The sequence below is a fragment of the Phascolarctobacterium sp. genome (genome assembly GCF_030531065.1).
GTDB lineage: Bacteria > Bacillota > Negativicutes > Acidaminococcales > Acidaminococcaceae > Phascolarctobacterium_A.
This window is the reverse complement of sequence record NZ_JAUNOQ010000004.1, coordinates 1-26,175: the sequence shown is the minus strand read 5'-3', so window position 1 is coordinate 26,175 and position 26,175 is coordinate 1. Positions and strand designations below refer to the sequence as shown.

Below are 26,175 nucleotides of genomic sequence, written 5' to 3'. Positions count from 1 at the left end.
AAAGAAAAATGACGAGAATAATTTTAGTTCGCCACGGCGAAACCACCTGGAATATTGAAGGCCGCTACCAGGGGCAGGAGGACACTCCTCTCAGCGAGCGCGGGCTCAGGCAAGGCCATCTGCTGGCCGAAGGGCTGCGCCACATTCCGCTGGACGCCGCCGTCTCCAGCCCTTTGCAGCGCTCCCGCCAGACCTGCCAATTCTGCGCCGAGCTCCACGGACTCACCGTCGCAACCGACGAACGCTTGCTGGAAATCAATCACGGCGCCTGGGAGGGCGTGCTGGCGGGAGACATTCAAAAGCAATATCCTAAGGAATTTGCCCAATGGCACACGGAGCCCCATAAGGTGCAAATGCCCGGCGGCGGTGAAAGTCTGGAGGACGTGCGCCGCCGCGTGCGCGCCGCCTTTGACGATTACGCTCTGCGTTACGCCGACAAAACCGTGCTGGTCGCCGCCCATGACGCGGTCAACAAAGCCATTATCTGCGACCTGTTGGGCCTGGGAATGGAGCATTTTTGGCAGATAAAACAGGATAACACCTGCATCAACGTGCTGGAATATAACGACGGAATATGGCGTGTGGTGCTGCTCAACTCCACCAACCATCTGGGATTTTTGTTCAGCGGCATCGAGCAGGCGGGGCTGTAAAATTTTACTGTCTTGAGAACAAACAAAAAAAGGACGCGCTAAAGCGTCCTCAAAAATCTGTCTTTTAAGCACAGCAGTTTTTTAGGCTGCTGCGCTTATTTTTATGTTTCTATTTACCTACTACTAATTTTTCTTTGCAGCCAGATAAGCCGTATACTCAGCAGAATTGCGCTGCTGAGTACGCCGAAATCCAGGCTCTGCCAGTAAGCGAAGGCCCCGTGCTGCATTTTATAATCCAAAAACAAGCCTAAGGGCAGGCAAATACCCCAGTAGGCCAGCATCCCGGCCCAAAAGGTAGCGTTAACGTCCTTATAGCCGCGCAGAATACCCTGAATGGGGGCCGCCACGGCGTCGCCTGTCTGCCAGCCGATGGCGTAAAGCAAAAAGGCTTTAACTAGCGCGACTACCTCAGGATTATTGGTATAAATCAGCGCAATCTGTCCGCGCAGAAAATATTCCGCCAGCATATAAAAACCGGCGATGCCGAAGCTGGCCTGCAGACCGATATGCACGTAATCCCGCGCTCCCTGGAAATTTCTCGCGCCGTATTCCACGCCTACCACAATGGTTAGCGCCAGCGAAAAGCTTAACGGCAGCATGTATATCAACGAGGAAAAATTCAGCGCCGCCTGATGAGCCGCAATAACCTCCGTGCCGAACTTGGCGACAAACAGCGCTACTACGCCGAAAATGCTCGTTTCCATAAAAATAGATACGCCCATGGGAATGCCCAGCCGCAAATATTCCTTGAGCCACGCCCGGCAAGGGCTTACAAAGCCCACTACCCGATAGCTGCGGAAGGGTTCCAGCCGCAGTACGATGAAAGCGAAAATTCCCAGCAGCAGCCAATAGGTAAGGCCGGAAGCCACGCCCGCGCCGATGCCGCCCAACCGCGGCAGGCCCAACTTGCCGAAAATCAGCACATAATTCAGGCAGGCGTTAATGGGCAGCGCCAGCAAATAAATTTTCATCGTCAGCTTAGTGTAGCCCAAGGTGTCCACCAGACTGCGCAGAGGCGTAATCATAAAGAAGGGAATCGTCCCCAGCCCCAGACCGGCCAAATACCACAAAGCCACATGGTACACCTCCGGCGCCAGTCCCATGTTCTGCAAAAAGTGGGGCAGAAAGGCCGCGCCGCCTGCCAGCACCAGCAGAGCAAAGCCCACGGCCAAAAACAAGCCGTGGCGCACTACCACTGTAATCTTCTGCCGCTCCCCGGCCCCTAAAAAATTAGCCACCAAGGGCATAGCCGCCATCAGCACGCCGCTGACGCCGGTCTGCACAGGCATCCAGATATTGCCGCCAATGGCCGCTCCTGCCAGGTCGGCGTCGCCGGCCTGCCCCGACATACTGGCGTCGAAAAAGTTCATGCCCATAATCGCTATCTGCGTACCGATAATGGGCAGCATTACGCTTAGCAGCCGCCGCAGCTTATCGCGATACGCCGCGTTAAATACCTTGATCATTTTTCTTCTCTATCCCACATACTCTTATCCCAATATATTTCCAGCCGACGTCAGCCTTCTGCAAGCTCCGAAAGGTACAGCCAACGCTCCTCCATCTCCGCTAGTTTCTGCTGCGCCTGCTCCTGCTGCCGCGTCAGCTCCGCCAGCCTGCCATAATTACTGCCGCAGCGGCTCATTTCCACCGCCAACATTTTCAGCTCGGCTTCGCTGCGCGCTATTTCCTGCTCCAACTTTTGCAGCTCCAGCCGCTCGCCGTAGGTCAGCTTTTTCTTTGCCTGCGGCTCAGGCGCCGCTGCCGCCTTAACCTTAGGCTCCACATCCCGCGCCGGTTCCTTCTTATGTTTATCATTCGCGTCCCCGGCCTGCACAGCCGCCAGGTAATCGCTGTAGCCGCCAATATAGGGCTGCACGCGGCCGCCCGGCTCCAAAGCGAAAATTTTCTGCGCAAAGCGGTCTAAGAAATAACGGTCGTGGGACACGGCGATAACGGCTCCGGCAAAGCTGTCCAGGTAATCCTCCAGTACCGACAGCGTCGGAATATCCAAATCGTTGGTAGGCTCGTCCAGCAGCAGCACGTTAGGCGCTGTCATTAGCACCCGCAGTAAATACAAACGGCGCTGCTCGCCGCCGCTTAATTTATTGACCGGCACCCACTGCAGCTCCGGCGGGAATAAAAAGCGTTCCAGCATCTGCGCGGCGCTGATGCGCTGGCCGTCCGCCGTTTCGATATAATTATTGGCTTCTTTAATATATTCCAGCACCCGCATACTGCTGTCGGGAAATTCGCTGTGCTGAGCAAAATACCCGACCTTAACAGTCTGTCCCACCGTCAGCGTGCCGCCCGTAGGCGCACAGCGCCCGGCGATAATATCCATCAGCGTGGACTTGCCCGCGCCGTTGGGTCCCACAATGCCCACTCTGTCCTGACGTAGCAGAATGTAGCTGAAATCCTTGATATAATCCACGCCGTCGTATTTCATGGAAATATTATCCAGCTCGATAATTGTTTTGCCCAAACGGCTGCTGACCGACGACATTTCCAGCGCCGCTTCCGTGCGCACGTTCTTAACCTCGGCTTCGATTTGGGCAAAGCGCTCCACTCTGTCCTTCTTCTTAGTACGGCGCGCCTCCGCTCCGCGGCTGATCCACGCCAGCTCGCGGCGGTAAATATTGCGCAGCTTCTGCGCGGCGCCGGCCTCGGCAATGCGCCGCTCCTCGCGTTTCTGCAAAAAAAGGCTGTAATTGCCCACATAAACATAGCCCTTGCCGCCGTCGATTTCCAGCGTTCTGTTTACCACCCGGTCGAAGAAATAGCGGTCGTGAGTCACCATCAGCAGAGCGCCCTTGCGCTTCAGCAGTTGCTGTTCCAGCCAGCCCACCGTCGCGTTATCCATATGGTTGGTCGGCTCGTCCAAAATCAACAGGTCGGAGGGCCGCACCAAAACGCCGGCCAAGGCCACGCGCTTGCGCTGGCCGCCGCTCAGCTCGCCCATCTTCTGCTGCAAACGGGTAATACCCAGCTGGGTCAGCGCCGCCTTAGCCTCGCTTTCCAGCTGCCAGGCGTACTGCGCGTCCATTTGCTGCTGCAAATCCAAAAGCCGTCTTTGCAGTCTGCCGTCCTCCGGCTTATCGGCCGCCGCCTCCACCGCCGTTTCGTAATCCCGCAGCAAGGCCATCAACGGCGAATCGCCCTTAAAAATCTGTTCCAGCACTGTCGCCTCCGGCTCAAAAGGCGGGTCCTGGGGCAGATATTCCATAACCACGCCGCCGGGAATAGTCAGCCTGCCGCCGCCCTGCTCCCTGTTGGCAAGCATGCGCAGCAGCGTGCTTTTGCCCGTGCCGTTGACGCCGATAACGCCGTATTTATCGCCTTCCTCTATATTGAAGCTTATGTTTTCAAACAAAACTCTGTCGCCATAGCTGTGGGACAAATTTTCTGCGCTTAAAATCATTTTATTACTCCTTGCCGCCGCCAGCGGCGCGTTAATTAAATATACAAATTAAAGGATACTCAGGCTATTATACACTATCATGCCTTTTTACGAAAGGGCTAAAAACGGTGCCCGTAAATTTGTATGTTTAATATCTGTACTAAAAAATAAGCCCGCAAAAAGTGCGGGCCTATCGCTGCAAGCTTATTTTACGTCTGCAAGTAAGCTTTTAATTTCAATTTTATTCTTCTGCATACCCATCCTGAGCAGGAAGTCCTGGGTTGCTTCCAAATCCTTAATGTCGGCCTCGGTTACCTTCGTCGAAAAATCGTACCAGGGAGCCATGGCCTTAACCTCATCCATGCTCAAGCCTGTTTCCTTAGCCGTAAATGCAAAGGCCTTATCCTGTTCCTTGTTCATGAAGTCGATATTCTGCTGATGCACGGCCAGATATTTTTTTACAACCTCAGGATGCTCCTTGAGCAGCTTGCCGCTGACGCCGATGACGATGGTAGCGTCTACCAGACCTTCGCCGTTACACAGCGCGCGCGCGCCTGCCTTCTTCGCCCGCAGCACGTCGGAGCCCGCTACCAGCGCCGCGTCCACTTCGCCGCTCATCAGCGCGTTCACGCTGGCCGGAATGCCCAGCGAAACAAAATCTACAGCGTCCGGCTTCAGCTGCGCCTTATCCAGCGCCGCTACTAAAATCTGGTGCAGAATAGTTCCCTTAGGGCCTGCCACCTTTTTGCCCGCCAAATCGGCGGCAGTTTTTATCGCCGGGTCAGTTACCATAATATTGAAGGCCTTGGGAGCGCGGCTGTAAATGCCCACTACCTTAACGTCAGCTCCGTTAGAGGCTGCCAGAATGGCGCTGGTACCGCCTAAAGCGCTGCACACGTCCAGGCTGCCGCTGGACAGCGCCTCCGTCTGCTTAGCGCCGGAATTTATCTCCGGGAAGGTTACGGTAATCTTGTCCTTGCCGAATTCCTTAACCAAGGTCTGATTGTTTTTATCCACAATGCTGGGAATGTTCAGCGGCGACTTAACATAGGTCACCTTCAATTCCTTCAGCGGCGGCGCTGCCGCCTCTTTTTTTTCGCTTCCGCAGCCCGTAAGCAGCGTGAAAGCCGTTAACACACTTAAGCCTAAGGCGATAAGTTTTTTGTTCATAAATATGAACTCCTTTCTTAACCTGCAGCCGCAGCTGTTCATGACAGCGCTTGCAATATCTCCTGCCGCAGTCCCTGAAAATCCGCAGCAGCTGCCCGACGCGGCCGGGGCAGCTGTACGGGCAGGGATTTCTGCACCCTGCCACTATTCATTATAAGGATACGGTCGCCTAAAAGCAAGGCTTCCTCCACATCATGGGTCACAAAAATAATCGTTTTGCGCGCTTCCGCATATAAACGCAGCAGCGTTTGCTGCAAGCCCTGCCGCGTAAAATAATCGAGAGCGCTGAAAGGCTCGTCCATCAAAATAATATCAGGGTCGTAAAACAGCGTGCGTCCCAAAGATACCCGCTGAGCCATGCCGCCGGACAGCTGATTAGGGTACAGCCGTTCCGTTCCCGTCAGCTCCAAAAGCCGCAGCAGCTCCGGCAAGCGTCCCGTATCCAGCGACGGGTCGTGCCGCGCCGCCAGCGTAATATTGTCGGCCACATTCAGCCAGGGCATCAGCCGCGGCTCCTGAAAAACCGGTGCGATGCGCTTGCCCTCCGGCAGCAAAATCGTCCCGGCGTCGCTTTTTTCCAAGCCGCACAGCAAGCGCAGCAGCGTAGTTTTGCCGCAGCCGCTGCGCCCGACGATACAGGTAAAGCTGTGCTCGGCAAAGCTTTCCGTTGTCGGCGCAAGCGCCTGCTTGAAGCCGTAGCTTTTGCAGATGTCCTGCACTCTTAATTCCCAACCGTTCACCGCTTCACCTCCGTCACTTCTGCAAGCCTTCGTGCCAGGGAAACAGCCGCTGAATCGCCAGCAAAAATAAATAATCTATCAGCGTGCCTATCAGCCCAATGGCCAGCATGCCCACAATTACCACGTCGGGGCGCGACATTTCTTCCGCGTCCAAAATCAGATAGCCAATGCCCGCAGTAGCGGCGATCAGCTCCGCGCCGATAAGCGCGCGCCAGCTGTAGCCCAAGGCCAGCTGCATGCCTACCACAATGGATGTCAGCGCCGCCGGAATGCGAATCTGCAAAATCTGCTCCTTAGCGGTAAAGCTCAGACTTTGCCCCACCTCCAGCAGCCGCTTGTCGCAGCCGTGAATACCGCTGTAGGTATTTAAAAACAGCGGGAAGAACGAAGCCAGCACGATAATCGTCAGCTTGGAGGCCTCGCCGATGCCCGCCCACAAAATAATCAGCGGCACGGCGGCCAGGGGCGGCACATGGCGCAGAAATTCCAGCAGCAGCCAACAGTAGTTTTCAAAGCGTTTGCTCTGGCCGCACAAAATTCCCAAGGGCACCGCCAGACAGCAGCTTATGGTAAAGCCCAGAGCTACACGCCGCAGGCTGACCGTCAAATGCTTCAGCAGCACACCGCTGGCGCACAGCTCGCCTAAGGACTGCCACACCGTGGACGGCGCAGGCAGTAGATAAGGGCTGAATATTTGCCGCGTCACCGCCAGCTGCCAGCCAGCCAAAAGCAGGCAGGGCAGCAGCAGCCCCCGCAAAATTTTCTTCGGCACTTTTTCGTCCTCCTTATGGCTGCACTGTTACCTGCAAATTATGGTTGACCGCCGCCGCGTCCTGCAAAACCCGCAGCAGCATTGCGCCGTAGCGGCCCAAATAAGCCTCGTCCGCCACCTTGCCCCGTATGGTCAGCTCCGTCGGCTCGCTCAGCTCCGTCAGGCAATCGTACAAAGCGTCCAGATTAGCGCCGTAATATGCAGGCAGCTGCAAAACCTCCCGCAAATATTGATGCAGCTGAGGCTGACTGCGCATTTCTTCCGTATCTAAAACTATTTTCCGCATAGCGCCAACCTCCCTCAATATAAGCGCGTAAAGCTTTTATAATGGTCGCCCGTGTAATAAATCATTCCGTCGTTGGAAAAGACCAGGCGCTTGCCGTTGCGGCCGCCCTTCACATAATCGATGTCGCATTCCTTCCAGCTGCGCCCGTTTTTAGCGGGCAGCTTGCCCTCGTAATTGCCGAAGCGATCGCCGCCGATGGACTTGCCGGGAGCAACCTTATCCAGCGTTCCCTTGGTCTGCCAGCCCAGCTTCTTCGCCTCGTTCTTCGTAATATAATTATGGGGCAGTCTGGCAAATTCGTTGATATAGGCTGCCACATGCTCCTTGTCGGTATAAGCTCCGTCCTCGCTGATTTTAATTTTATTGGCGTTGGCCTTACTGTTGGCCGCCGTTTGCCCGGACTGCGCTGCTTCCGCGCTTATCTTGACGGCGGGGGCGGCGTCGGACTTAGGCGTGCTGCCGCAGCCCGCAATGACGCTGACCGTCAACAGCAGCGACAGGCAGAAGGCTAAAAGCTGCTTCATCATACTTTCCTCCTTGCAATGCATAATATTTAATTTTATTATAACACGACTATCGCCTCCATGCCACCGCCCATCCGGTAACAGCCACAAATAGGCAAAGCGCAGCCGGACTAAGCCCGACCGCGCGCAATTATTGCAATATTTACCACGGAGCGCTCACAGCGCTGTCGTGGGAAAGGCGCTGAAACAGCCTGTCATGAAAGTCTTGCAGTCCGGCAAAAAAATTTAACTTGCTGCCGTTTCGCAAGAACAAATGGAATTTCTCCCTGCTCTGGCTAACAGCAATTTTAAGCGCTAGATATATTTGGGCTGCCGGGTTTACGCTCGGCAGCCTTTTATATTATAATATGTGCAGGAGGCAATTATGGATATCAACACTTTTATTGATAAATTGCAGAGCTATCAGGGCGAGCGGGTTTTTAATCCCTGGCGGGATTACGACGCCAGCTGCGACATTGGCCCGCAGGCTCCTGCTATCCGTCGCGCTAATCTGCGGCGCTATTTGGAGCTGCGGACGCAGGCGCATTATTTGTTTATTGCCGAAGCCCTGGGCTATCAGGGCGGGCATTTCAGCGGCGTGGCCATCACTTCGGAGCGCATTCTTTTGGGGCAGCATGCGGATATTGCGCCGGAAAGCGTGTTGGGCGCATGGGATTACCGGCGCACCAGCAATCCTGCAAGTCCGTTGCTGAATAATTCGCAAAAACAGAAGGGCTTTAACGAGCCTACGGATACCGTGGTTTGGAACGCTTTGAGCCGTCACGGGCTGGCAGCCTTCGACGTTATTTTGTGGAATATTTTTCCTTTTCATCCTTATAAGGCCGGCAAGCTGCTGAGCAACCGCACGCCATCCGCTGCTGAGCTGGATATAGGCGTGGAATATGCTCAAATGCTGCTGGAGCTGGTTCCCAATATGAAAATTGTCGCCATCGGACAGAAGGCGGCGACTACGTTGGCGCGTTATGGCATCGCTTGCATGACGGCGCCCCATCCCTCCATGGGCGGGGCCAATCGTTTTAAGGCGGCGGCAGCGCAGCTGTTTGGCGGTGGCGGCAATGGATAAAGCGGCGGTCTGCCTGACGCGGGAACAAACCCTGAACGTGGCGCTGAATATGGGCAAGGTGCTGCTGCGCAGCGGCGCGGAAACATCCCGCGTGGAGGATACCATAGTACGTTTTTGCCATAATAACGGTTATCATGACGTTAATGTTTTCGTGACGCCGACAGTTATTCTGATTGGCGATGAAAATTCCGGCAGCTCTACTATTATGTGCCGCATTCGCTCGCGCAGCACCAATTTAAGTAATGTTAGCGCTATCAACGAATTTTCTTATAATGTTCAGCGCTGGCATTTGAGCTATGAGTCCAGCATGGACTATCTTGATAAGCTGCTTAACAGCGCGCCGCCCTATGGCAAATGGGCGATTTGCTTGGCTTCTGCCGTTTGCTCGGCTACTTTTGCCAGTATGCTGGGCGGCAACAGCCACGATTTTATCGCGGCCTTCGTCACCGGGGGCCTGTCCATGGTGCTGCTGAAGCAGCTGGGCGGCTACCGTCCCAGCGCCTTTTGGGAAAATACGCTGGCGGGGGCGGCCATCGGCTTCCTGGCTATTTTATGCTGTGCCGTCAGCGTGCAGTGTACGCGCACTAATATTATCGTAGGCGCGCTGATGCCTTTTTTGCCGGGCGTGGCCTTTACTAACGGCCTGCGCGATTACATGGCCGGCGACCTCATCAGCGGTAACAGCCGTATTGCCGAAGCGCTGCTGTTCGCTACTTCCATCGCTATCGGCCTGGCCTTCAGCCTGCTCGTGTGGTATCATTGGGGGTGGGATTTATGGCCCGGAGATTGACGCTGGCGACGGCGCTTGCTTTTAGTACTGAACAAAGGAGGCGTTGCCTGTGCCGATAAATTATGTGGAAGCGTTTATTTTTGCTTTTTTGTCGACGGCGGCTTTTGCCGTATTGTTTCAGGCGCCGCGGCGGACGCTGGCTATCAGCGGCGTTATCGGCGCTGTGGGCTGGGTAGTCTTTTCTTATATGCGCAAGGATCTGGAATACGATTCCTTTTACGCCAATCTGTGCGCGACTGTGGTTTTATCGCTGCTCAGCGAATTGGCGGCGCGTATTTTCAAGCATCCGGCGACAACCTTTGTTATTCCGGGAATTTTTCCCATCGTTCCCGGGCTGGGTATGTATAACGGCATGGCCAAGCTGATCGAAAATAATTACGAGGCGGGGGTCAATACCTTGCTGCGGGCCGGCATGGACGCGGCGGCCATCGCCCTGGGAATGATGTTTATGGCCAGCTTCTTCCGCGTGCTGAAGCTGAGCAAGGAGCAGCGGCGTTTGTCGCGGCTGCTGCCGAAAAAAAGATAATTTAATATTATTATAATAGGAGAAAATATGGGGCTTGTTGAATTATTGCTTTTGGCCGTGAGCCTGGCCATGGACGCTTTCGCCGTTTCTATCTGCGGCAGCATGGCGCTCAGTCCGGACAGCCGCACGGCGGGGGCTCTGCGCTTTGGTATTTGGTTTGGCGCGTTTCAGTTTTTAATGCCCGTTATCGGATATTTCAGCGCGATTTCGTTTATCGATTATATTACGGCCTACGACCATTGGCTGGCCTTTATCCTGCTGGGCTATTTGGGCGTGAATATGATTCGTGAATCTAAGGAAGCCTGCGATATAAAAAAGAGCTACACGACCAAGGAAATGGCTGTGCTGGCCGTGGCTACCAGCATCGACGCCTTGGCTGTCGGCATCAGCCTGGCCTTTTTGAATACTAATATTTGGCTGGCTTCCACGCTGATCGGCTTCGTAACCTTCGCTATCGCTTCCTTCGGCGGCATAGCGGGCTTCCGCTTAGGCGCGGCAGTCGGTAAAAACGCTAATATTACAGGCGGGCTGGTGCTGATTGGTATCGGCGTAAAAATCGTACTGGAACATACAGGTTTGCTGTAAAGCAATAAATTATTATTTTGCTATATGAGGAGGATTGAGTACAATGCAAGTAAATAAAGAACGCATGCTGGCTGAATTTAAAGAGATCGTGGCTATTCCCTGCCATAGCTTGCAGGAGCGCCCGGTGTTCGATTATCTCAAGGCTAAGCTGGAGGGCTTGGGCTTTACTGTGGAGGAGGACGACGCAGGCGAAAAGCTTGGCGGTAACTGCGGCAATTTGTGGGGCTTTCTGCCCGGCAATAAACCCGGAGCCGTAAGAGTGTTGCTGTCCGCGCATATGGACGGCGTGGAGCCCTGCGGCGGCACGACCGTAGTGCAGAAGGACGGCATGTTGTACAGCGACGGCACGACTATTTTAGGCGGCGACGATAAATCCGGCGTGGAGGGCATACTGGAAGGCCTGCGTCTGCTGCAGGAGTCCGGAGCAGAGCGCGGCGATATTCAGGTGCTATTCACCATCGCCGAAGAGGGCGGCGTCAACGGCTCCCGCTGCATGGATAAGAGCAGGCTGCGCGCCGATGTAGGCTATGCCTTGGACGGCGAAGGCGCTCCCGGAGAAATTGTTATCGGCGCGCCGGGTCAGTATAAATATAAAATTGCTATTCACGGCAAGACTGCCCATGGCGGCTTGGAGCCGGAAAAGGGCGTCAACGCCGTTATGGTAGCGGCTAAGGCGCTGGCTGACGTTAAGCGTTACGGCAGAATCGACGAGGAAACTACCGCTAATATCGGCATTATTGGCGGCGGCGTAGCGACCAACGTAGTGCCCGACCTTGTGACGATAGAAGGCGACGCCCGCAGCCGCAATAACGATAAGCTGCTGGCTATCCGCGACGAGATTGTCAACACTATCGTCAGCAGCGCAGAAAAATACGGCGCTAAGGCGGAAGCGCAGGTGGACCACAAATACAGCTCCTTTTTGGTGGCTGAGGACAGCCTGGCGGTGGAGCTGGCGCAAAAGGCCTGCGAGGCTCACGGCTTTACGCCGGTAGTAGATTTGACGGGCGGCGGCAGCGACGCTAACTTTATCAACGCTTACGGCGTGCCCTGCGTAATTTTGGGCACGGGCATGAGCAATGTGCATACGGTAGGCGAATATATTAAGGAAGAAGATTTGTACAACAGCGCTTTGATGGTGTACGGCATCCTGCGGGCTGCGGCGGAGAAATAAAAAGAAAAAACATAAGCGCATAAAAAAATTAACGCTTCGGCAGAATTTGCAAAAATAATGTCGAAGCGTTTTTGTATGCTTTGAAAGCTGACGCTCTTTCCGGTAATGCTGCGGTAGGGGAAACAGTGGGCAACGCTTTTATTCTTCTTCGTCCTTAACCAGCTCCAGCTTGAGCTCGACGCCGAAGATTTTTTTGAACCACGCTAAATGCGTCGCTACCTGATGCAGTTCGATGCCGGGGACGACATCGGCGTGAATGCGCAGCAGCGCGCATTTTTTGCTGATAGCGGGCTCGATGGCGTGAATCATTTTTGTTTCCGAATAATCCAGACTTTCAGCCAGGGCCAGCAGCAGCGCCAGCTTATTGATAAGCCGCCAGTTGCTGTCCGTCAGCATTTCCTTGTAGAAGCGGTCCTTGAAATAATTTTTCGATACGCCGTTATGCCAACCGGCGATGGCCGAGGTAATGATTTGCTCCTTGTGGGTCAGGCCGAAAAGCTTGGCGTTTTGAATCATATAAGCGCTGTGGCGCGCATGGCTGTAAAAGTTAATCATGATGCCAATATCGTGCAGCAGCGCCGCCGTTTCCAGCAGACGGCGATAGCCCTTGCGCACCTTGTGCAGCTCGTGCCAGCCGTCGAACATGGCCAGCGCCAGCTGGGTAATATGACGCGCATGAGCCGTATCCGTTTCGTAAAGCTTGAGTACGTTTTCCCGGCTGCGCTCCAAAATATTTTTGGCAATCAGGGGGACGTTGTTGGATTGGGAATAATAATCGTAAAACAATCCTTCGCGCAGGCCGCAGCCGCTGGTGATGAGCTTTTTGGCGCCGGTGGCTTCCAAAAGGCAGCTGATGATACTGCTGCCAGCTAAAATAATATCGCTGCGTTCGGCGCTGAGGCCGGATATTTTTTTGCGCTGTTCCAGATTGGTATTGCGCAGCTTATTGAAAAAATTGCGGTAGGTCTGTACGGAGTAGGCGTAATTGTGGATTTTAGTAGCCGGATATTTTTTCGCGCGCTGAATAATTTTGGCCACGGTACGCGCGGTGCCGCCGACGCCGATCAAGGGCAGGCCGTTCTGCTTGAGCCAGGGGTATTGGGACAGGCGGCTCATAATGAAAACGTTCACGTCGCTGTACACATTGGGCGGCATTTCGTTGCGGATATTGAACATACCCGTGGTATTGACCGCGCCCATGGGCAGGGAAACGCTTTCCAAAATCTGGCGGTTCTTGAAAAGTATCAGCTCCGTGCTGCCGCCGCCCAGATCGAAGATGATGCCGTTTTTGACGTCCAGGGTGTTGATAACGCCAAGATAGCTGATATAGGCTTCGGTACTGCCGCTGATGATGTGCAGCTGAATGCCGGTTTCGGCGGCGACGCGCTCCACCAGCTGGCCGCCGTTGGCGGCGTTGCGGATGGCGGCGGTGGCTACGCCGATGGTTTTATCCACCTGATAGATATTGCACATATGGGCGAAGCTTTTGAGGGTTTCGATGGTGGAGCTGAAGGCTTCTTCCGTCAGCATATTGTCGGCGTCCACCTTTTGGCTCAGACGCAGCGCTTCCTTTTGATTATAGACCATATTGTAAGCGCCGTTTTTGTAGATATGGCTGATAACCAGACGCGCCGAGTTAGAGCCGATATCGATGATCGCAATTCTCTGCATTCTTCTCTCTCTCCTTAGTAATTAACGCTCGTTATCTACTATCTAGTATATTACCCACGGGCGGCAAAAATCCTGCGCTGTTTTGTAAATTTAGTGTAAAAATGTTAAATTCCTGTATGGACGCAGGATTTTTCTGTACTTAAAAAGAATATATTATTATATACGTATTTGGGAGGCAAAGTTTATGAAGCGTAAGACCCATACTACTTTTGCCGCTATTCATCTGGGCTCGGAAAAGATAAGTATGCAGATTGTGGAATACCGCAACATTGATCGCTACAAAATTATTGAGAGCGTCAACAGGCGTATCCGCTTAGGTGAAGCGACATTTAAAAATAAAATTATTCCTTTTAAGCTGGTGTCCGAGATCTGCGACGTTTTGCAGGGCTTTAAGCGGCTGATGGAGGAATACAGCGTCGAGGAATATAAGCTGCAGGCCACTACCGCTGTGCGCGAAGCCAGCAACCAGGTGTTTTTGCTGGACCAGATTTATACCAGAACCGGTTTGATGGTCGACGTGGTGGATATGCCGCAGGAAATTTATACTAAATTTGTGGCGATCCGCAATACGCTGCGAGAGGAAAAAATCAGCAGCGAGCGGGACGGTATGCTGATGATGGATATTTCCTCCGGCGGCTTGGGCGTTACCTTGGTGCAGGACGAGCAGATCCGCTATCAGGAAAATTTCCATGTGGGCATTATCCGCATTAAGGAAAGCTTTGCCCGCAACCGCCGCGAAAGCATGCACTTTAATAAGGCGCTGACGGAATTTTTGAGCAGCACTATCGGCCCGGTGCGGCAGGAGCTGCAGCAAAGCAGCGTGGAATATCTGGTGCTTTCGGGTACGGAAACCGAGCTGCTGCTGCGGATTCTGGGGCTGGACGAGGGCAAGCTGGTACATCGCATTAAGGCGGAGCAGTTCCACGCTTTCTTCGATAAGATGCGGCAGATGAATCTGCCCAAGCTGATTTCGGCTTACAAAATTCCGGAAAGCATGGCGGAGCTGGCGCTGCCTACGGTGCTGCTGTACGAACAGCTGCTGCATTTAATTCCGGCGAAGGAAATTATTATTACCGGCGACAGCTTTATCGACGGCATGCGGCTGCTGCATATCGGCGGCAAGACCAGCCCTGCGCTGCGCAAGGCGTGGGAGCAGGAGCTGATTAGCCTGTTCCACTGCATCGGCCGTCGTTATTTATACGACAAGCATCATGCGCAGCAGGTGGAGCGTTTGGCGCTGTTGATTTTTGAAAAGGTAGCGAAGGAGCGCGGCATGGGCGAGCATGAACGCCTGCTGCTGCGCGGCACCTGCATCCTGCACGATATCGGCAAGTATATCTGCATGCGCAGTCATTCCCAATATACCTATCAGCTGATTTGCTCCACGGATATTCTGGGCTTCAGCGATAAGGACAAGCAGATTATCGCTTTGGCGGCGTATTATCACGCTAATAAGCTCTTTGAGCAGAGCAACCGCCCGCGGCCGGAAGTACCCAAGGAAATGGTGGCCGTGGTGGCGAAGCTGGCGGCTATCGTGCGCCTGGCCGACGCGCTGGACCGCAGCTATCTGCAAAAGATTCGCAGCTGTACGGTGACGCTGAAGGATAATAAGCTGAAGGTGCAGGCCGTCAGCAGAACCGATTTGGCGCTGGAAATCTGGACCTTTGAGGATAAGGCGGCCTTTTTTGAAGAAGTATACGGTATCGAACCGATGATAGAACGGGTGGATAAGTAATGAAAAATTTGGATCTCACTAAGCCTGAATATTTTTATAACCGCGAGCTGAGCTGGCTCAAATTTAATCTGCGCGTGTTGAAGGAAGCGATGGTCAAGGAGTCGCCGCTGCTGGAGCGCTTAAAATTTATCGCCATTTCCGCTTCCAATCTGGACGAGTTCTTTATGGTGCGCGTGGCCGGACTGTGGAACAGCTACGACAACGGCATCGATAAAAGAGACGCTGCCGGTATGTCCGTCAAGGAGCAGCTGGAAGCGATTTCCGAAGCGGCGCACGAGCAGGCGCGCACCAGAAATAAATATCTGATGGCGCTGCTGGCGGAAATGGCCGCCGTAGGCCTGCGTTTCCGCCGCGTGGAGGAATTGAGCGATTTGGGCAAGGACTGGCTGGAGGAATATTACCGGGAGATTGTTTATCCGGTATTGACGCCCATGGCTGTGGACGCTTCGCGCCCGTTCCCGTTTTTGGCAAATAAAACGCAGAATTTAGCAGTGGAACTAGTCAAGGGCGACGGCGAGCACAGCATGGGTCTGGTACAGGTGCCTTCGGTGCTGGATCGCATTATCGAGGTTGTGCCGGAGCAAAAGCGCACCTTCGTATTTTTAGAGGACATCATCGCCAGCCATTGCCAGGACCTTTTTAACGGCTGCCAGATTCTGGACGTGGTGCCCTTCCGCGTAACTCGCGACAGCGATTTGGATTTGGAGGAAGAGGACAGCGTCGACCTGCTGAAGGAGGTTGAAGCTTCGCTGCGCAAGCGTAAGCGCGGCGCGGCAGTCCGTCTGGAGCTGTACAAAACCAATAACAACCGCATCAAAAAATTCCTGGAAGAAAATCTGGACGTGACGGATTTGGAGCTGTACGAAAACAACGGCCCGCTGGACGCCACCTGCTTCTTTAAATTCACCGGGTTGCCGGGCATGTGGCCCTGGCTGTACGAGCCCTTTGTGCCCCAACGTCCTTTGGATTTGCCGGACGACAGCGATTTGTTCGCCGCCATCCGCCAGAACGATATCCTGCTGCACCACCCCTACGAAAGCTTCGATCCCGTGGTTAAGCTGGTGAGCGACGCGGCGGACGATCCTCAGGTGCTGGCGATTAAGCAGACTTTGTACCGCGTCAGCGGCAACAGCCCCATCGTAGCGGCTTTGGCCCGCGCCGCCGAAAACGGCAAGCAGGTTACGGTTTTGGTGGAGCTGAAGGCCCGCTTTGACGAGGAAAATAATATTTTATGGGCCCGCCGTTTGGAAAAGGCCGGCTGTCACGTTATTTACGGCCTGGTAGGGCTCAAGACCCACGCCAAAATTATTTTAATCGTGCGCAAGGAGGATAACGGCATCAAGCGTTACCTGCATCTGGGCACGGGCAATTATAACGACAGCACCGCTAAATTATATACGGATTTGGGCCTGATGACGGCTAACGACGAATTTGGCAGCGACGCTTCCGCCTTTTTCAATCTGCTCAGCGGTTACAGCGAGCCGCCCGTGTGGAACAAGCTGGTGATGGCGCCTTTGGGCCTGCGGGAAAAAATCTATGCGTTGATCGATAATGAAATAGAAATGGTGCGGCAGGGCAAGGAGGGGCATATTATCGCCAAGATGAACTCGCTGATCGACCAGCCGGTAATTCAAAAGCTGTACGAGGCCTCGGCGGCCGGGGTGCATATCGACCTTATTGTGCGCGGCATTTGCGGCCTGCGCACCGGTATCGAGGGCATCAGCGATAATATTACCGTGCGCAGCATCGTAGGACGCCAGCTGGAGCACAGCCGCATCTTCTGGTTCGCCAACGGCGGCGAGGAGCAGCTGTATTTGTCCAGCGCCGACTGGATGCCCCGCAATCTGAACGACCGCGTGGAGCTGTTCTTCCCCGTAGAAACGGAGGAGCATATCCGCCGCATAAAAGCGCTTTTGGATTTGTATATGCGCGATAACGTGGGCGCGCATATGATGCAGTCCAACGGCGCGTACCGCAGAGTGCATAATAAGCTGGAGCCGGTCAGCGCCCAAAGCGCTTTGTACGAGATGGCGCAGCTGGCGGTGACTGCGGATAAGCTGCCTATGGAGCAACGCCTGCAGCCTGTGTACAGCAGACGTTAAGGCTGCCCCGGGAGCGGCGTCGGCGCGAGCAGGCGCGTTAATTACCCGATTAAACCAGCGTATTGCTATTGCTTCTGCAAATTGCTATAATAGGTAGCAGCAGAGGGGGATTGTAGTATGAGTACATTTAGCGTGACTTTAAATTATAACTGTCATTACGGTTATGTGGAATATAACGACGAGACGAAGGCTGCGGCCGTTACCCTGCCGGTAGCGGAAGCAAAGGCTGCGGTGGAAAAATTTTTGGCCTCGCCGCTGACCCTGGACTTGCCGCAGGGAGAAACCATCCGCGATTTCGTAACCAAAACCTTGCAGCCCTTGGAAAGCATGGAAAGCTTTAAAACCAGCCTGACGCGGCTGTGGGGCAAAACCGGCGTGCGCGTTGAATGGAGTATGCCTCCGGGAATGGCGGAAAAGCTGTAAAAGTAAAACATAAAACACAAAAAGTAAAAAGTAAAACGGCTATCAGCAGTGCTGTAACTGCACAAGTTAGATTTTAATATACGCAGCAATCAATAAATAGGTTACTGCGTATATTTTTTGCAGCTAAAAGGTGAAGCTTGTATTGTACAGGACTGCGCCATCCTAGTTTCTCCTTAATTTGTTTTTCGTTATAGTATTTTATAATTTCTCGATTTGCGAACGTCACTCTTCATGGCATTTGACCTTTATTGTATCTATTATTGTTTTCATATTGTGCTTTAATGCATTTACTTGTCGATTGCCAACATCCCTGACAGGGGCAGTAAAAGTGGAAAACGCAGTCTGGCTTGAACAAAGTAAAAGCCAGCGTCTTGAGGTGCTGGCTAGTATTAAGGATTTATAGCTTGGTGTCAAACTGCCAGATTGACGGGCGGTCATGATTGTTAAAAATTGGGTACTTTGCCATTTTCTGTGGTGTGGTTCCGCTTTGTCAGTTACTGTGGTTTAGCACTTATGTAATATTTACGAAATAAATAAAGCCTCCTATACTTTAGAATGTTATTGTTCCCAAAATAACTATCTACTTAAAAGGAGGCTAAGACAAAATGTCTTACGAAGATTTTATCACAACAATTCTCAATGTAAAGCCAAATGATTTATTAAGTGTTTCTTCTGCTGTGCAACAAGATGGCTCCATTATTCTCAAAGTAAAACTAACCTCTACTTTAATGCTGTGTCCTACTTGTAAATCTCCTACAAAAGTTCATGGTTATTATTCCAGAAAACTCACACATTCTACTCTTGCGAACCGTTCATGTGTAATCTACTACCAGCAACGCAGATATCGCTGCCCACATTGCGAAATATCTTTCTGTGAGCCTAACCCTTTTATTGATACCAGCGAACGGTTGACTTTTGAAACAAAATTCAACGTCCTCACAGAACTGAAATATTGCGAAGCTACCTATACTTCAGTTGCGAAGCGCTATAATTTATCTATCTCTACGGTCCTACGTTTGTTTGACAAGCATGTAGATATTCAAAGAAAAACTCTTCCCAAGGTTCTTTCCATTGACGAACATTACCTACCAAACTCTGACCAGTGTTCTAAATATTGCTGTCTCTTCCTTGATTTTTTAACCGGCGAAATGATAGATATACTGCCGTCCAGAAAGAAATCCTATCTAGTTAAATATTTAAGTGAAATTAAAATTAAAACTATGGATAGAGATAAAAATATTTCTGAATTAGATAATGTAGAATACGTATCGATCGATATGTATGATATTTACAGAGATGTAGCCAATATATTTTTCCCTAAAGCTAAAGTATGTGCCGATAGTTTTCATGTATTGAAACACTTAACTGATGATTTCCGCAAAGTCAGGCTGAGATGCCTCCGAAGCACGGAAAGCGAAACATATAAATACCTGTTGACTACATTCAAGTATGTGTTTGAACACAATAAATATCTTGACAATAAACCCAGGTATAACAAGAAGCTTGGACGCTATGTAAATTACAGAAATATTCGGGATATTCTTTTCGAAAACTTTCCTGACCTAAAAGCAGCTTATGAATTAAAAGAATATTATATAAATCTCAATACTAAAGAAACTTTGGAAACTATTCCTCAAACTCTTGATAAAGCTATAACCATGTTTGAAAACAGCGGCATTGAGGAATTCGATGAATTTTACAGTTTACTAAAAAATTGGCATGATGAGATTATAAATTCCTTTACCGTGATCAATGGGCGACGAATAAATAATAGCTTTATGGAATCTAAGAACAGGTTGATAGAAAAGATTATTTTTAACGCTAACGGCCTTAAAAATTTTAAGAGAACAAGGAACAGATTGCTGTACTGCCTAAACCCAAACGATACTTTTAGTTTATAAATAAAAATGGTCTATGCCAAATTCCTCGAATGATGATTTTGGCATAGACCACAGACTTTGCAAAAGCGCAACCACACAACTGACAAAGCAAAACCACAGTATTGCAAAAGCGCCTACCACACAAACGTTAGAGCGCCGACCACAGCTTTTGGCAAAGGCCCAAAAATTGTTTTATTCGTAGTAACATCCTAGCGGGAAGCAGTTCATCACAGGGATTTCTCTTTGGATTCAGAACTCCAAATCTTCGAATGCATCTCTTTCACTGTGAACTTATTTCTATCAAAATATCCGATGTAGCTTTTGACTCGATCTGCGCAAAACTTTCCGAATTTCTCTTGTGAAATTCCCGTTCTAATACGGTGCTCTCGCATTATCCAAATCAGATTTTTCTCAGCGCGTTGCAGTCTTTCGAAGAGGACGGCTCTATCCACGATTATATAGTTCTGGTATGTTCTCCATTTTTCTCCAGCAATATTGTGTTCTGCAATTACCCTTCTCAAGTTATCAAAAAATAAATATCCATCTGAATCAACAATGTTTAGAATATCCCTAACTGGTGCTGACGGAAGGTAAAAGTAAACATCTCCATATTCAGGAGAATTGCAGCAACATTCATCTACAGCTGATTTCAGTTCGAATTGCGGAAATTCTTCTGTGTTATAGGCATCATAGCGTGTTTTCCAAGGAAACCAGCAAACTTCTTTCGGCGTAATATAACAAGAAGAATGAATGCTGCCATACCAATTAGTGGGATTTGTTACGTGGTCATCATCCTGGCTTTTTTCTGCAATGGCTTCTATGAATGCCGGAACATCGCTTTGATCAACTAAGATGCTATTCATGAGCAGACAGGTTTTCACTCCTGCACTTCCGTAAAAACAAGAATACATATGCAATGCAACAAGATCTTCTGAATCTACTTTGTATGCGTCATCAATATTTTTGAAGAAAATCCATTTTTCCCAATCAAGAATGGGTGCCTCTGACACATTTGTTATCACATCTTTTGCACTGGAAGGAGCACCTTCTAAAATAACATTTTCTGGTTCAGGAATATGCCATGGTCTATCGTCCGGAATGGTATCTGGATTTATGATTCGTGTTTCTTGAGCTGGAATAACAAAATCATCGAGTAAGCCATAGTCAGTAACTGGAACATTTTCATCACCAAATAATAGTCGGTCACAGAGGAACCCGCTGATTGCATTTCGAGCTTGCCAAACATATTTTTCGCACACTGTCATGACTGAACTTTGACTTCCATGCGTAGCTGGATAATGCGTTCCTTGGATAGAGTAATCTACTCCATCAATGATTCTTTCTCCAGACTTGTCTTTATTGAAGTAGTGAAACTCTTGTTCATTCCATCCCATCTCAAGGATATACGCATACGCTGCAGAGATAATAAAATTTTCGACTGTCATTCCAGTATAATCTGTTTGCTCAACGCTAATAGCATCAACGAGCTTTTCAAATTGCTTTGCACTTTTCTGCGAATAATTGTTGAAGTAATACTCAATGTGATCTACCAGTACATAGCGCGACAAATCATAGTCGATTGCACTATACCCATTCATGCGTGTTCCACTAAGAGCATCCTTGTTCAACGCAATGCGATTGCCAGTAACGGAGTATGGAGGCATATACGTCGCAATTGATTTTTCATCTAAAATGCCAAGCATTACAGCTTTCTTTATAATAGCAATAGAATAGTACCGGACTGATATATCTCTGTTGTCATCGATTCTTTCAGGATGCAAAATATTTTCGAGAATCCAATTACTTACTGTCTTTATGAGCTCCTGATTAGCACCGTCATACATCAGACACATCAAAATAGAAAACAGGTCACTTTTGATCTGAGGATCATTGACATAAGAAAATTTTAGAAATAGTTTGTAGAATTCTTCTGGTACCAAGCGAGCCCATTCCATTAGCCGATTACGGTATAATTTTCGGAGCGAGTTATTAACCGAAGATAACGCCCATGCATAAATGGTTGGACAGCCGTTGTGTTTATCTTCGGCATCTAATAAGTAGTTTACACCTTCAAGTTCGAAGGTTTTACTTTGATACCAACGTTTGCCCGCAGAGTTTCTAAGATAACCGGGAACCGACCAAAGGATATCCCTCTGTGCTGGTTTCTCAAATCCATTTAAGAACTCATCAAGAAGTATAACACCCAATGGATGATCACAATCTTGCGACAAGGGCAAAACGAGTTGATTTGCAATTGTAATTAGACTATCAGCACACTCTGACATAATCTCTACAGTTAGCCCTTTAAATTGCGCGGCAGTGTCATAGTCGGCATGTAGAAGAGCTAAAAAATATAGTTCTTGTCTAGACCAATCATTCATTACAACATCAATCGTTGGATTTTTTGTCAATAGATACCCATAGTTTTGGATTGAGATTATTGTCAAGCTGTTCAGCGTATTCGTTTGGATTGCTTTACAATCGTTGAAATCGATATCCTTCGGATGCTTATATAGGGAGGCAATGTGCAACGCAGAAGCATAATCGAAGTATCCTTGTATACCCGGATAATAAAAATATGTATCTGGAGCCAAGCCTGTTCCGTGCTTGCAGTAGCAACTTAAAATGCCATATTCTTCGAGATAGTTAACCAAACTTTCTGAACACTCTGTGGTTATTTTAAGTTCGACTGCAAGATCATTCACTAGAGAAGAATGCTCTAACCGTTCAGTGCCAATGAACTGCTTCGACAGAAAAACGACTGCTCTTAAAACATATTGACTTTTTTCAGGGCGGCCAACCTTTTCACAATATTCGCTTTCAATCTTTTTAATTTTTTTGCACCACAGAGCTGTCATAGAAACTTCCGTGCGGCTCGAAAGGTTGACCGATTGGTTTTGATTAAGCTCACAGAATAACTTTAATGCCAGCGGAGTTGTCAGGGAGGATTTAAGCCATCCGTTATTTTGCGTTTTGATATTATAAGCATGCATATAGCTGTCAAACAGCATGTGCGTGGGAACATCTCCCACATTACTCAATCGTTCTACTTTTGCATAGTCGATCCGCCCTTTAAAAGCGGTTGGCCGTGCAGTGAAGCAAAACCTGATTTGTGGGTATCTGGCTGTAATGGCATTTGTTTCCTGAATCCTTTCAACCCATTTTTCGTGTGTAGAGGATTCGTCAAGGCCATCAATAAATATAATCACTTTAGGAGAGATCTTTGTTTCAGAGGAAAGTTGCTGTTTTTGGAAACGGTGCCGATCAGCTAAGGAGATTAGTGCCTGCCAGATTTCATCTTCATTCCAATTTGAAGAGAGGCCTAAATAATCGCATATGATATTCTTCCAAGTTGAAGATGTCGGGATATATCTGGCTTGAATTAAGAGAGGAATATGCAACCCATCAGATAGGAGTTTCTCTGACAGCGCACTAATTCCGTGCGTTTTACCCGTTCCAGGTGTACCCAAAAACAGCAGGCTTTTCTTATGATGGCTCCGCTCAAAGTCCTTGATCAATGCATAGAAATCAAACTCGCCCAGTTTCCGTAAGACCTTTGTAACATCAGAGGCATGGAAGTGGTGAAGCGTGGAGTCCCTGCTTTTATTAATGCTACCTGCAATTGAAGCGAAGTCCACGCTGAATGTGGAAATATCAATATCGTCATCGCAAGGCGTTTCGTCGCTGTACCAGGAAGTGATTTTTAAGCACTCACCTTCTACTGCACTCAACCTATCTACTGTTTCAATGAGAATTTCTGTAAGTTCCGGACGATCACCACAGACAGCCAAAAACGCTTCAGCCGCAGAGAGGCATTTCTCACACAACTCATGAACCTTTTGGAAAACTTTCACCTGCTTCTCTCGCTGGTCGATTTCACCCAAAAGCAGAGAGACTGTTTGCGCTATATTTCCATAAGTATTCAGTTCCGGAACATACTTTGTGGTCAGCCAGCTACTTTTTGCCTTTTCGAAAGCATACCGCACACTTTCATCTGACACTTCAGCATTCTCAAACCAAAACTTAAAAATACCAAATGAGGATGGTTTTTGCAGTTCAGTAACAAGTCTTGACTCGCTCCATAACTCCACAGCTAAATCTGGATAATCCGCAACCACGCTTGTAATCATGTTGTCCCAGCGAGTACCTTCAGAATTCTCGCTCTGAGCCGTCTTAGATGCCAAATCTCTGGGGACACATACGATATATCGACTGATTTCCGGGCGTACCTTTCTTGCTGTTTTGATAGACTTTTTGATTTGAGCGATCTGGCCACTGGTCATGCTTGTTGGAAACCACTTTGCCTGCAAGCCAATGATGGATCCATCTTTCAAAACAGCATAAGATTCTACGCCGCCGTCACCACCAGCTCCGTTTACAGTACGAATGGAGGCGATAGCAGACTTGTATTCCTCTTTGCACCAGTTAGCAAACAATTGATTGCACAACTCTTCAAATGCCTTTTCTGGTGACATACCATATGTTTGAAATTTTGTCCAGTTCATTCTATCGCCCCTATCTTTGAGTTTTACATTTGCAGAACCTCATTAATGATTTGCGCCATCTGTTTATTGTTGATTTGATCTCGGAAATGGACAATATATCCTTCTTTGGATAGAATCTCGAAGAATATACGGGCACATTTAATTTTGGCCGCTTCAGTCCCTCTCAGTATATCCTTGCCTTCAACATCTTTTGTTTCAACTACAATGTTGAGTTCTTTCTCACCAGAGACTTTCTTTACCACATACATAAAGTCAGGGCTATACATACTGCCGGTAATCGTTGGAATGGCAATGCTACTACGTGGGATTTTTCCGTACACAACAACTTCTTCGATGTCTGCTGTAATATTATCCTTTTCCAGCGGCGAGTCGTATGCAAAAACATCATACAGATATTTGTCACTGGGCGTCCCGGGAACAATTTTGGTGCTGATACGGCCTTGGGCAATCTCTTCTCTTGGGGTACCGTCAGCATATGTCAATGCAGTAGCACCGCGTGGTATATTACTCTTGACATAACGGAAGCGCCCCTGTAACTCAGTAACTTTCCAATTCTGGAACTCGGCACAGAATGCGCTTACAGAACTATCGTTGATGTACTTGGCATCAACCATTCCATGCCTTTTACTGTAAGCAACCATTGCCTTATGAAGGACTTCAATTGGAATACTGGTTACGCGCATAATACGAGTCAAAAATGTGCCGTATGGAATGGGACGCATAATCGTATACTGCACACCCGTACCCGTTGTTGTGCTCATTTGCGTACCAGCGCTATGAACGATATCACGGCTACTTGTCATTACAACGTCCGTGAAAACGCCTGGCTTTTCAAGCAAAGAAAGTGCGACTTCTGCCATATCTGTATCCAAATCGGCATCATAAAACAGCATATAACGCTGATTGATTCGCTCCCAGAATTCCCGCATTTCGTTGTAAACCGCCTTGCGGATCTTGATTGGCTTAGGTTTGATCTTGTTTCTGTCTTTGACCTTGCCCTCGGACAAGCCAGACGCAAATGCAGGGTATTCTTCAAAGAACGGTGTTCTTGTTTCCGGACGGATGTTGTTGTGCCGGTCAATATAGCGCTTATCGTACAGTTCATCAAACAGATCATCGGCACTCATTCCGAGCTTCTGAGCCACTTGAGCCAACCGTTCCTCGGTAATAACAGATGTCTGCGGTATTTCGCCGTTAATTTGATCTACCAAGTGCTGCGCAAAGTCCGCTTCAGTGAAATCAACGATGTAGTTCAACTGAAACTCCTCATTGGAGATACGGTTGCCATTTTCGTCTACAGGCAGGCGCAGACCTCTACCAACTTCCTGTAGCTTGCTGTTCTCGCTTCCGCTGGAACGTAATTTAGCGATCGTAAACACATTAGGGTTGTCCCATCCCTCTTTAAGAGTCCACTTAGAGAATAGGAACCGCAAGGTGTTGTATGTGCCATCTGCATTGAGGAAAGATAACAATTGCTTTTTGCCGTTGAGAATCGCATCTACCTCTTTGGCAATTCCCTCATCAGAATCACTATTATCCTGTGAGAAATAGCCCGCATGGCAAGCGGAAATATCCGCAAGTGAAGCTTCCAGATAAGCACGATACTCCATATCATGCTCTGTAAGCGTGGAAATGGTGAGTTCAATTCGTTCTCTCAGAAGCCGCTCAAATGCGGTAAGCAGATAAGGAGTCTTCCCTTCTTTATCCGGACGATAGGAAGAAATGTCATCAATGAAGAACAATGCCAGCGTCTTGATTTTGAATAAGCGATTACAGAAATTCTCCCGCTCGGTTTCAAAATGCCGCTCTAGAGCCAGCTTGAGCATCTGCTCCTGGTAGGAGGACATATACACATCAACATCCATTTCTTCGCCGGAGGTCTTACTCACACCATTAGAGAATTCGACGGTGTTGGCAGAAATCGCAGTAATTGTTATGCCCTCAAAGGCGTCGCTGACAATAGCAAGGGAATCGCCTGTTTTCAGTACGAAGGTTTTTGTTTCTTCGTCTTTTTTCTTTCGTTGGAAGATGTAAACTGTACCCAAGAAAATGGACACTCCTAACATAAAAAACTTTAATCTGAACACGCTGTTTTAGAAGTACGTCCCCAAAAACAGGACACAGGATTTAACTTAAAATCCCGACTTATGGACACTGTTTTCCAGATTACTGTATAATAAATTTA

The 26,175-nt window shown here is 49.6% G+C and carries 20 protein-coding genes and 1 pseudogene; 10 read left to right on the top strand and 11 right to left on the bottom strand.

Going from position 1 to position 26,175, the window contains the following annotated elements; genetic code table 11:
* The first annotated feature begins 8 nt into the window (after positions 1–8).
* On the top strand, positions 9–650 hold the full coding sequence (locus Q4E64_RS03505; RefSeq protein WP_303166289.1) for a histidine phosphatase family protein: 642 nt from the start codon (positions 9–11) through the stop codon (positions 648–650).
* A 113-nt stretch (positions 651–763) separates the two neighbouring features.
* Here the strand turns inward: Q4E64_RS03505 and Q4E64_RS03500 are convergent, their stop codons facing one another.
* The 7 genes from Q4E64_RS03500 to Q4E64_RS03470 all read right to left on the bottom strand — a co-directional run bounded on the left by Q4E64_RS03500 (position 764) and on the right by Q4E64_RS03470 (position 7,542).
* Positions 764–2,116 (bottom strand): MATE family efflux transporter, encoded by a 1,353-nt coding sequence (locus Q4E64_RS03500; protein WP_303166288.1) that lies wholly within the window; start codon positions 2,114–2,116, stop codon positions 764–766.
* A 50-nt stretch (positions 2,117–2,166) separates the two neighbouring features.
* The gene (locus Q4E64_RS03495) at positions 2,167–4,068 is read right to left on the bottom strand and encodes an ABC-F family ATP-binding cassette domain-containing protein (protein WP_303166287.1); all 1,902 of its coding nucleotides are present in this window, start codon (positions 4,066–4,068) and stop codon (positions 2,167–2,169) included.
* Between the two features lie 183 nt (positions 4,069–4,251).
* Complete coding sequence (locus Q4E64_RS03490) at positions 4,252–5,217, bottom strand: ABC transporter substrate-binding protein (RefSeq protein ID WP_303166285.1); 966 nt, start codon at positions 5,215–5,217, stop codon at positions 4,252–4,254.
* A 38-nt stretch (positions 5,218–5,255) separates the two neighbouring features.
* Positions 5,256–5,957: an ABC transporter ATP-binding protein gene (locus Q4E64_RS03485; protein WP_303166284.1), complete on the bottom strand. Its 702-nt coding sequence runs from the start codon at positions 5,955–5,957 to the stop codon at positions 5,256–5,258.
* Between the two features lie 13 nt (positions 5,958–5,970).
* Positions 5,971–6,729 (bottom strand): ABC transporter permease, encoded by a 759-nt coding sequence (locus Q4E64_RS03480; protein WP_303166282.1) that lies wholly within the window; start codon positions 6,727–6,729, stop codon positions 5,971–5,973.
* A 13-nt stretch (positions 6,730–6,742) separates the two neighbouring features.
* Positions 6,743–7,015 (bottom strand): barstar family protein, encoded by a 273-nt coding sequence (locus tag Q4E64_RS03475; protein ID WP_303166281.1) that lies wholly within the window; start codon positions 7,013–7,015, stop codon positions 6,743–6,745.
* A 14-nt stretch (positions 7,016–7,029) separates the two neighbouring features.
* Positions 7,030–7,542, bottom strand: a complete 513-nt coding sequence (locus Q4E64_RS03470) for a ribonuclease domain-containing protein (RefSeq protein WP_303166280.1) — start codon at positions 7,540–7,542, stop codon at positions 7,030–7,032.
* A gap of 361 nt (positions 7,543–7,903) precedes the next feature.
* On the opposite strand from Q4E64_RS03470, the gene Q4E64_RS03465 reads away from it, so the two are divergent.
* The 5 genes from Q4E64_RS03465 to Q4E64_RS03445 are packed head-to-tail and all read left to right on the top strand — an operon-like array spanning position 7,904 to position 11,674.
* Positions 7,904–8,602, top strand: coding sequence for a uracil-DNA glycosylase (locus Q4E64_RS03465; protein WP_303166279.1), 699 nt, complete (start codon positions 7,904–7,906; stop codon positions 8,600–8,602).
* Positions 8,595–9,392, top strand: coding sequence for a threonine/serine exporter family protein (locus Q4E64_RS03460; protein WP_303166278.1), 798 nt, complete (start codon positions 8,595–8,597; stop codon positions 9,390–9,392). The genes Q4E64_RS03465 and Q4E64_RS03460 overlap by 8 nt, the downstream gene beginning before the upstream one ends.
* Positions 9,393–9,441: 49 nt before the next feature.
* Complete coding sequence (locus Q4E64_RS03455) at positions 9,442–9,918, top strand: threonine/serine exporter family protein (protein WP_303166277.1); 477 nt, start codon at positions 9,442–9,444, stop codon at positions 9,916–9,918.
* Positions 9,919–9,945: 27 nt separating this feature from the next.
* Entirely contained in the window at positions 9,946–10,503 is a 558-nt protein-coding gene (locus Q4E64_RS03450; protein WP_303166276.1) for a manganese efflux pump MntP family protein, read from the top strand.
* A 43-nt stretch (positions 10,504–10,546) separates the two neighbouring features.
* On the top strand, positions 10,547–11,674 hold the full coding sequence (locus tag Q4E64_RS03445; RefSeq protein WP_303166274.1) for a M20/M25/M40 family metallo-hydrolase: 1,128 nt from the start codon (positions 10,547–10,549) through the stop codon (positions 11,672–11,674).
* 138 nt (positions 11,675–11,812) lie between these two features.
* Here the strand turns inward: Q4E64_RS03445 and Q4E64_RS03440 are convergent, their stop codons facing one another.
* Positions 11,813–13,345: a Ppx/GppA phosphatase family protein gene (locus tag Q4E64_RS03440; protein WP_303166273.1), complete on the bottom strand. Its 1,533-nt coding sequence runs from the start codon at positions 13,343–13,345 to the stop codon at positions 11,813–11,815.
* A 184-nt stretch (positions 13,346–13,529) separates the two neighbouring features.
* On the opposite strand from Q4E64_RS03440, the gene Q4E64_RS03435 reads away from it, so the two are divergent.
* The 3 genes from Q4E64_RS03435 (at position 13,530) to Q4E64_RS03425 (ending at position 17,605) form a co-directional block, all read left to right on the top strand.
* Positions 13,530–15,080 carry an HD domain-containing protein gene (locus Q4E64_RS03435; protein WP_303166272.1) on the top strand — a complete coding sequence of 517 codons (1,551 nt, stop codon included), beginning with the start codon at positions 13,530–13,532 and terminating at the stop codon, positions 15,078–15,080.
* Positions 15,080–17,182, top strand: a complete 2,103-nt coding sequence (locus Q4E64_RS03430) for an RNA degradosome polyphosphate kinase (protein WP_303166271.1) — start codon at positions 15,080–15,082, stop codon at positions 17,180–17,182. The genes Q4E64_RS03435 and Q4E64_RS03430 overlap by 1 nt, the downstream gene beginning before the upstream one ends.
* A 117-nt stretch (positions 17,183–17,299) precedes the next feature.
* Positions 17,300–17,605: a hypothetical protein gene (locus tag Q4E64_RS03425; protein WP_303166270.1), complete on the top strand. Its 306-nt coding sequence runs from the start codon at positions 17,300–17,302 to the stop codon at positions 17,603–17,605.
* Positions 17,606–17,678: 73 nt separating this feature from the next.
* Here Q4E64_RS03425 and Q4E64_RS11440 read toward each other — a convergent pair whose 3' ends face one another.
* The gene (locus Q4E64_RS11440) at positions 17,679–17,831 is read right to left on the bottom strand and encodes an IS3 family transposase (protein WP_368501496.1); all 153 of its coding nucleotides are present in this window, start codon (positions 17,829–17,831) and stop codon (positions 17,679–17,681) included.
* 379 nt (positions 17,832–18,210) lie between these two features.
* On the opposite strand from Q4E64_RS11440, the gene Q4E64_RS03420 reads away from it, so the two are divergent.
* The gene (locus Q4E64_RS03420) at positions 18,211–19,506 is read left to right on the top strand and encodes an ISL3 family transposase (protein WP_303166269.1); all 1,296 of its coding nucleotides are present in this window, start codon (positions 18,211–18,213) and stop codon (positions 19,504–19,506) included.
* A 206-nt stretch (positions 19,507–19,712) separates the two neighbouring features.
* Here Q4E64_RS03420 and Q4E64_RS03415 read toward each other — a convergent pair whose 3' ends face one another.
* Both Q4E64_RS03415 and Q4E64_RS03410 read right to left on the bottom strand, forming a co-directional pair.
* On the bottom strand, positions 19,713–23,990 hold the full coding sequence (locus Q4E64_RS03415; protein WP_303166268.1) for an NACHT domain-containing NTPase: 4,278 nt from the start codon (positions 23,988–23,990) through the stop codon (positions 19,713–19,715).
* Positions 23,991–24,013: 23 nt separating this feature from the next.
* A pseudogene (locus Q4E64_RS03410) lies at positions 24,014–26,017 on the bottom strand (type III restriction-modification system endonuclease); the annotation flags it as partial.
* Positions 26,018–26,175: the final 158 nt, after the last annotated feature.

Bases quoted from the DNA above. Each gene is read 5' to 3' on its own strand.
- Q4E64_RS03505 (WP_303166289.1), top strand. From the start codon at position 9: ATGACGAGAATAATTTTAGTTCGCCACGGCGAAACCACCTGGAATATT.
- Q4E64_RS03500 (WP_303166288.1), bottom strand. From the start codon at position 2,116: ATGATCAAGGTATTTAACGCGGCGTATCGCGATAAGCTGCGGCGGCTG.
- Q4E64_RS03495 (WP_303166287.1), bottom strand. From the start codon at position 4,068: ATGATTTTAAGCGCAGAAAATTTGTCCCACAGCTATGGCGACAGAGTT.
- Q4E64_RS03490 (WP_303166285.1), bottom strand. From the start codon at position 5,217: ATGAACAAAAAACTTATCGCCTTAGGCTTAAGTGTGTTAACGGCTTTC.
- Q4E64_RS03475 (WP_303166281.1), bottom strand. From the start codon at position 7,015: ATGCGGAAAATAGTTTTAGATACGGAAGAAATGCGCAGTCAGCCTCAG.
- Q4E64_RS03470 (WP_303166280.1), bottom strand. From the start codon at position 7,542: ATGATGAAGCAGCTTTTAGCCTTCTGCCTGTCGCTGCTGTTGACGGTC.
- Q4E64_RS03465 (WP_303166279.1), top strand. From the start codon at position 7,904: ATGGATATCAACACTTTTATTGATAAATTGCAGAGCTATCAGGGCGAG.
- Q4E64_RS03460 (WP_303166278.1), top strand. From the start codon at position 8,595: ATGGATAAAGCGGCGGTCTGCCTGACGCGGGAACAAACCCTGAACGTG.
- Q4E64_RS03450 (WP_303166276.1), top strand. From the start codon at position 9,946: ATGGGGCTTGTTGAATTATTGCTTTTGGCCGTGAGCCTGGCCATGGAC.
- Q4E64_RS03445 (WP_303166274.1), top strand. From the start codon at position 10,547: ATGCAAGTAAATAAAGAACGCATGCTGGCTGAATTTAAAGAGATCGTG.
- Q4E64_RS03440 (WP_303166273.1), bottom strand. From the start codon at position 13,345: ATGCAGAGAATTGCGATCATCGATATCGGCTCTAACTCGGCGCGTCTG.
- Q4E64_RS03435 (WP_303166272.1), top strand. From the start codon at position 13,530: ATGAAGCGTAAGACCCATACTACTTTTGCCGCTATTCATCTGGGCTCG.
- Q4E64_RS03430 (WP_303166271.1), top strand. From the start codon at position 15,080: ATGAAAAATTTGGATCTCACTAAGCCTGAATATTTTTATAACCGCGAG.
- Q4E64_RS03425 (WP_303166270.1), top strand. From the start codon at position 17,300: ATGAGTACATTTAGCGTGACTTTAAATTATAACTGTCATTACGGTTAT.
- Q4E64_RS03420 (WP_303166269.1), top strand. From the start codon at position 18,211: ATGTCTTACGAAGATTTTATCACAACAATTCTCAATGTAAAGCCAAAT.
- Q4E64_RS03415 (WP_303166268.1), bottom strand. From the start codon at position 23,990: ATGAACTGGACAAAATTTCAAACATATGGTATGTCACCAGAAAAGGCA.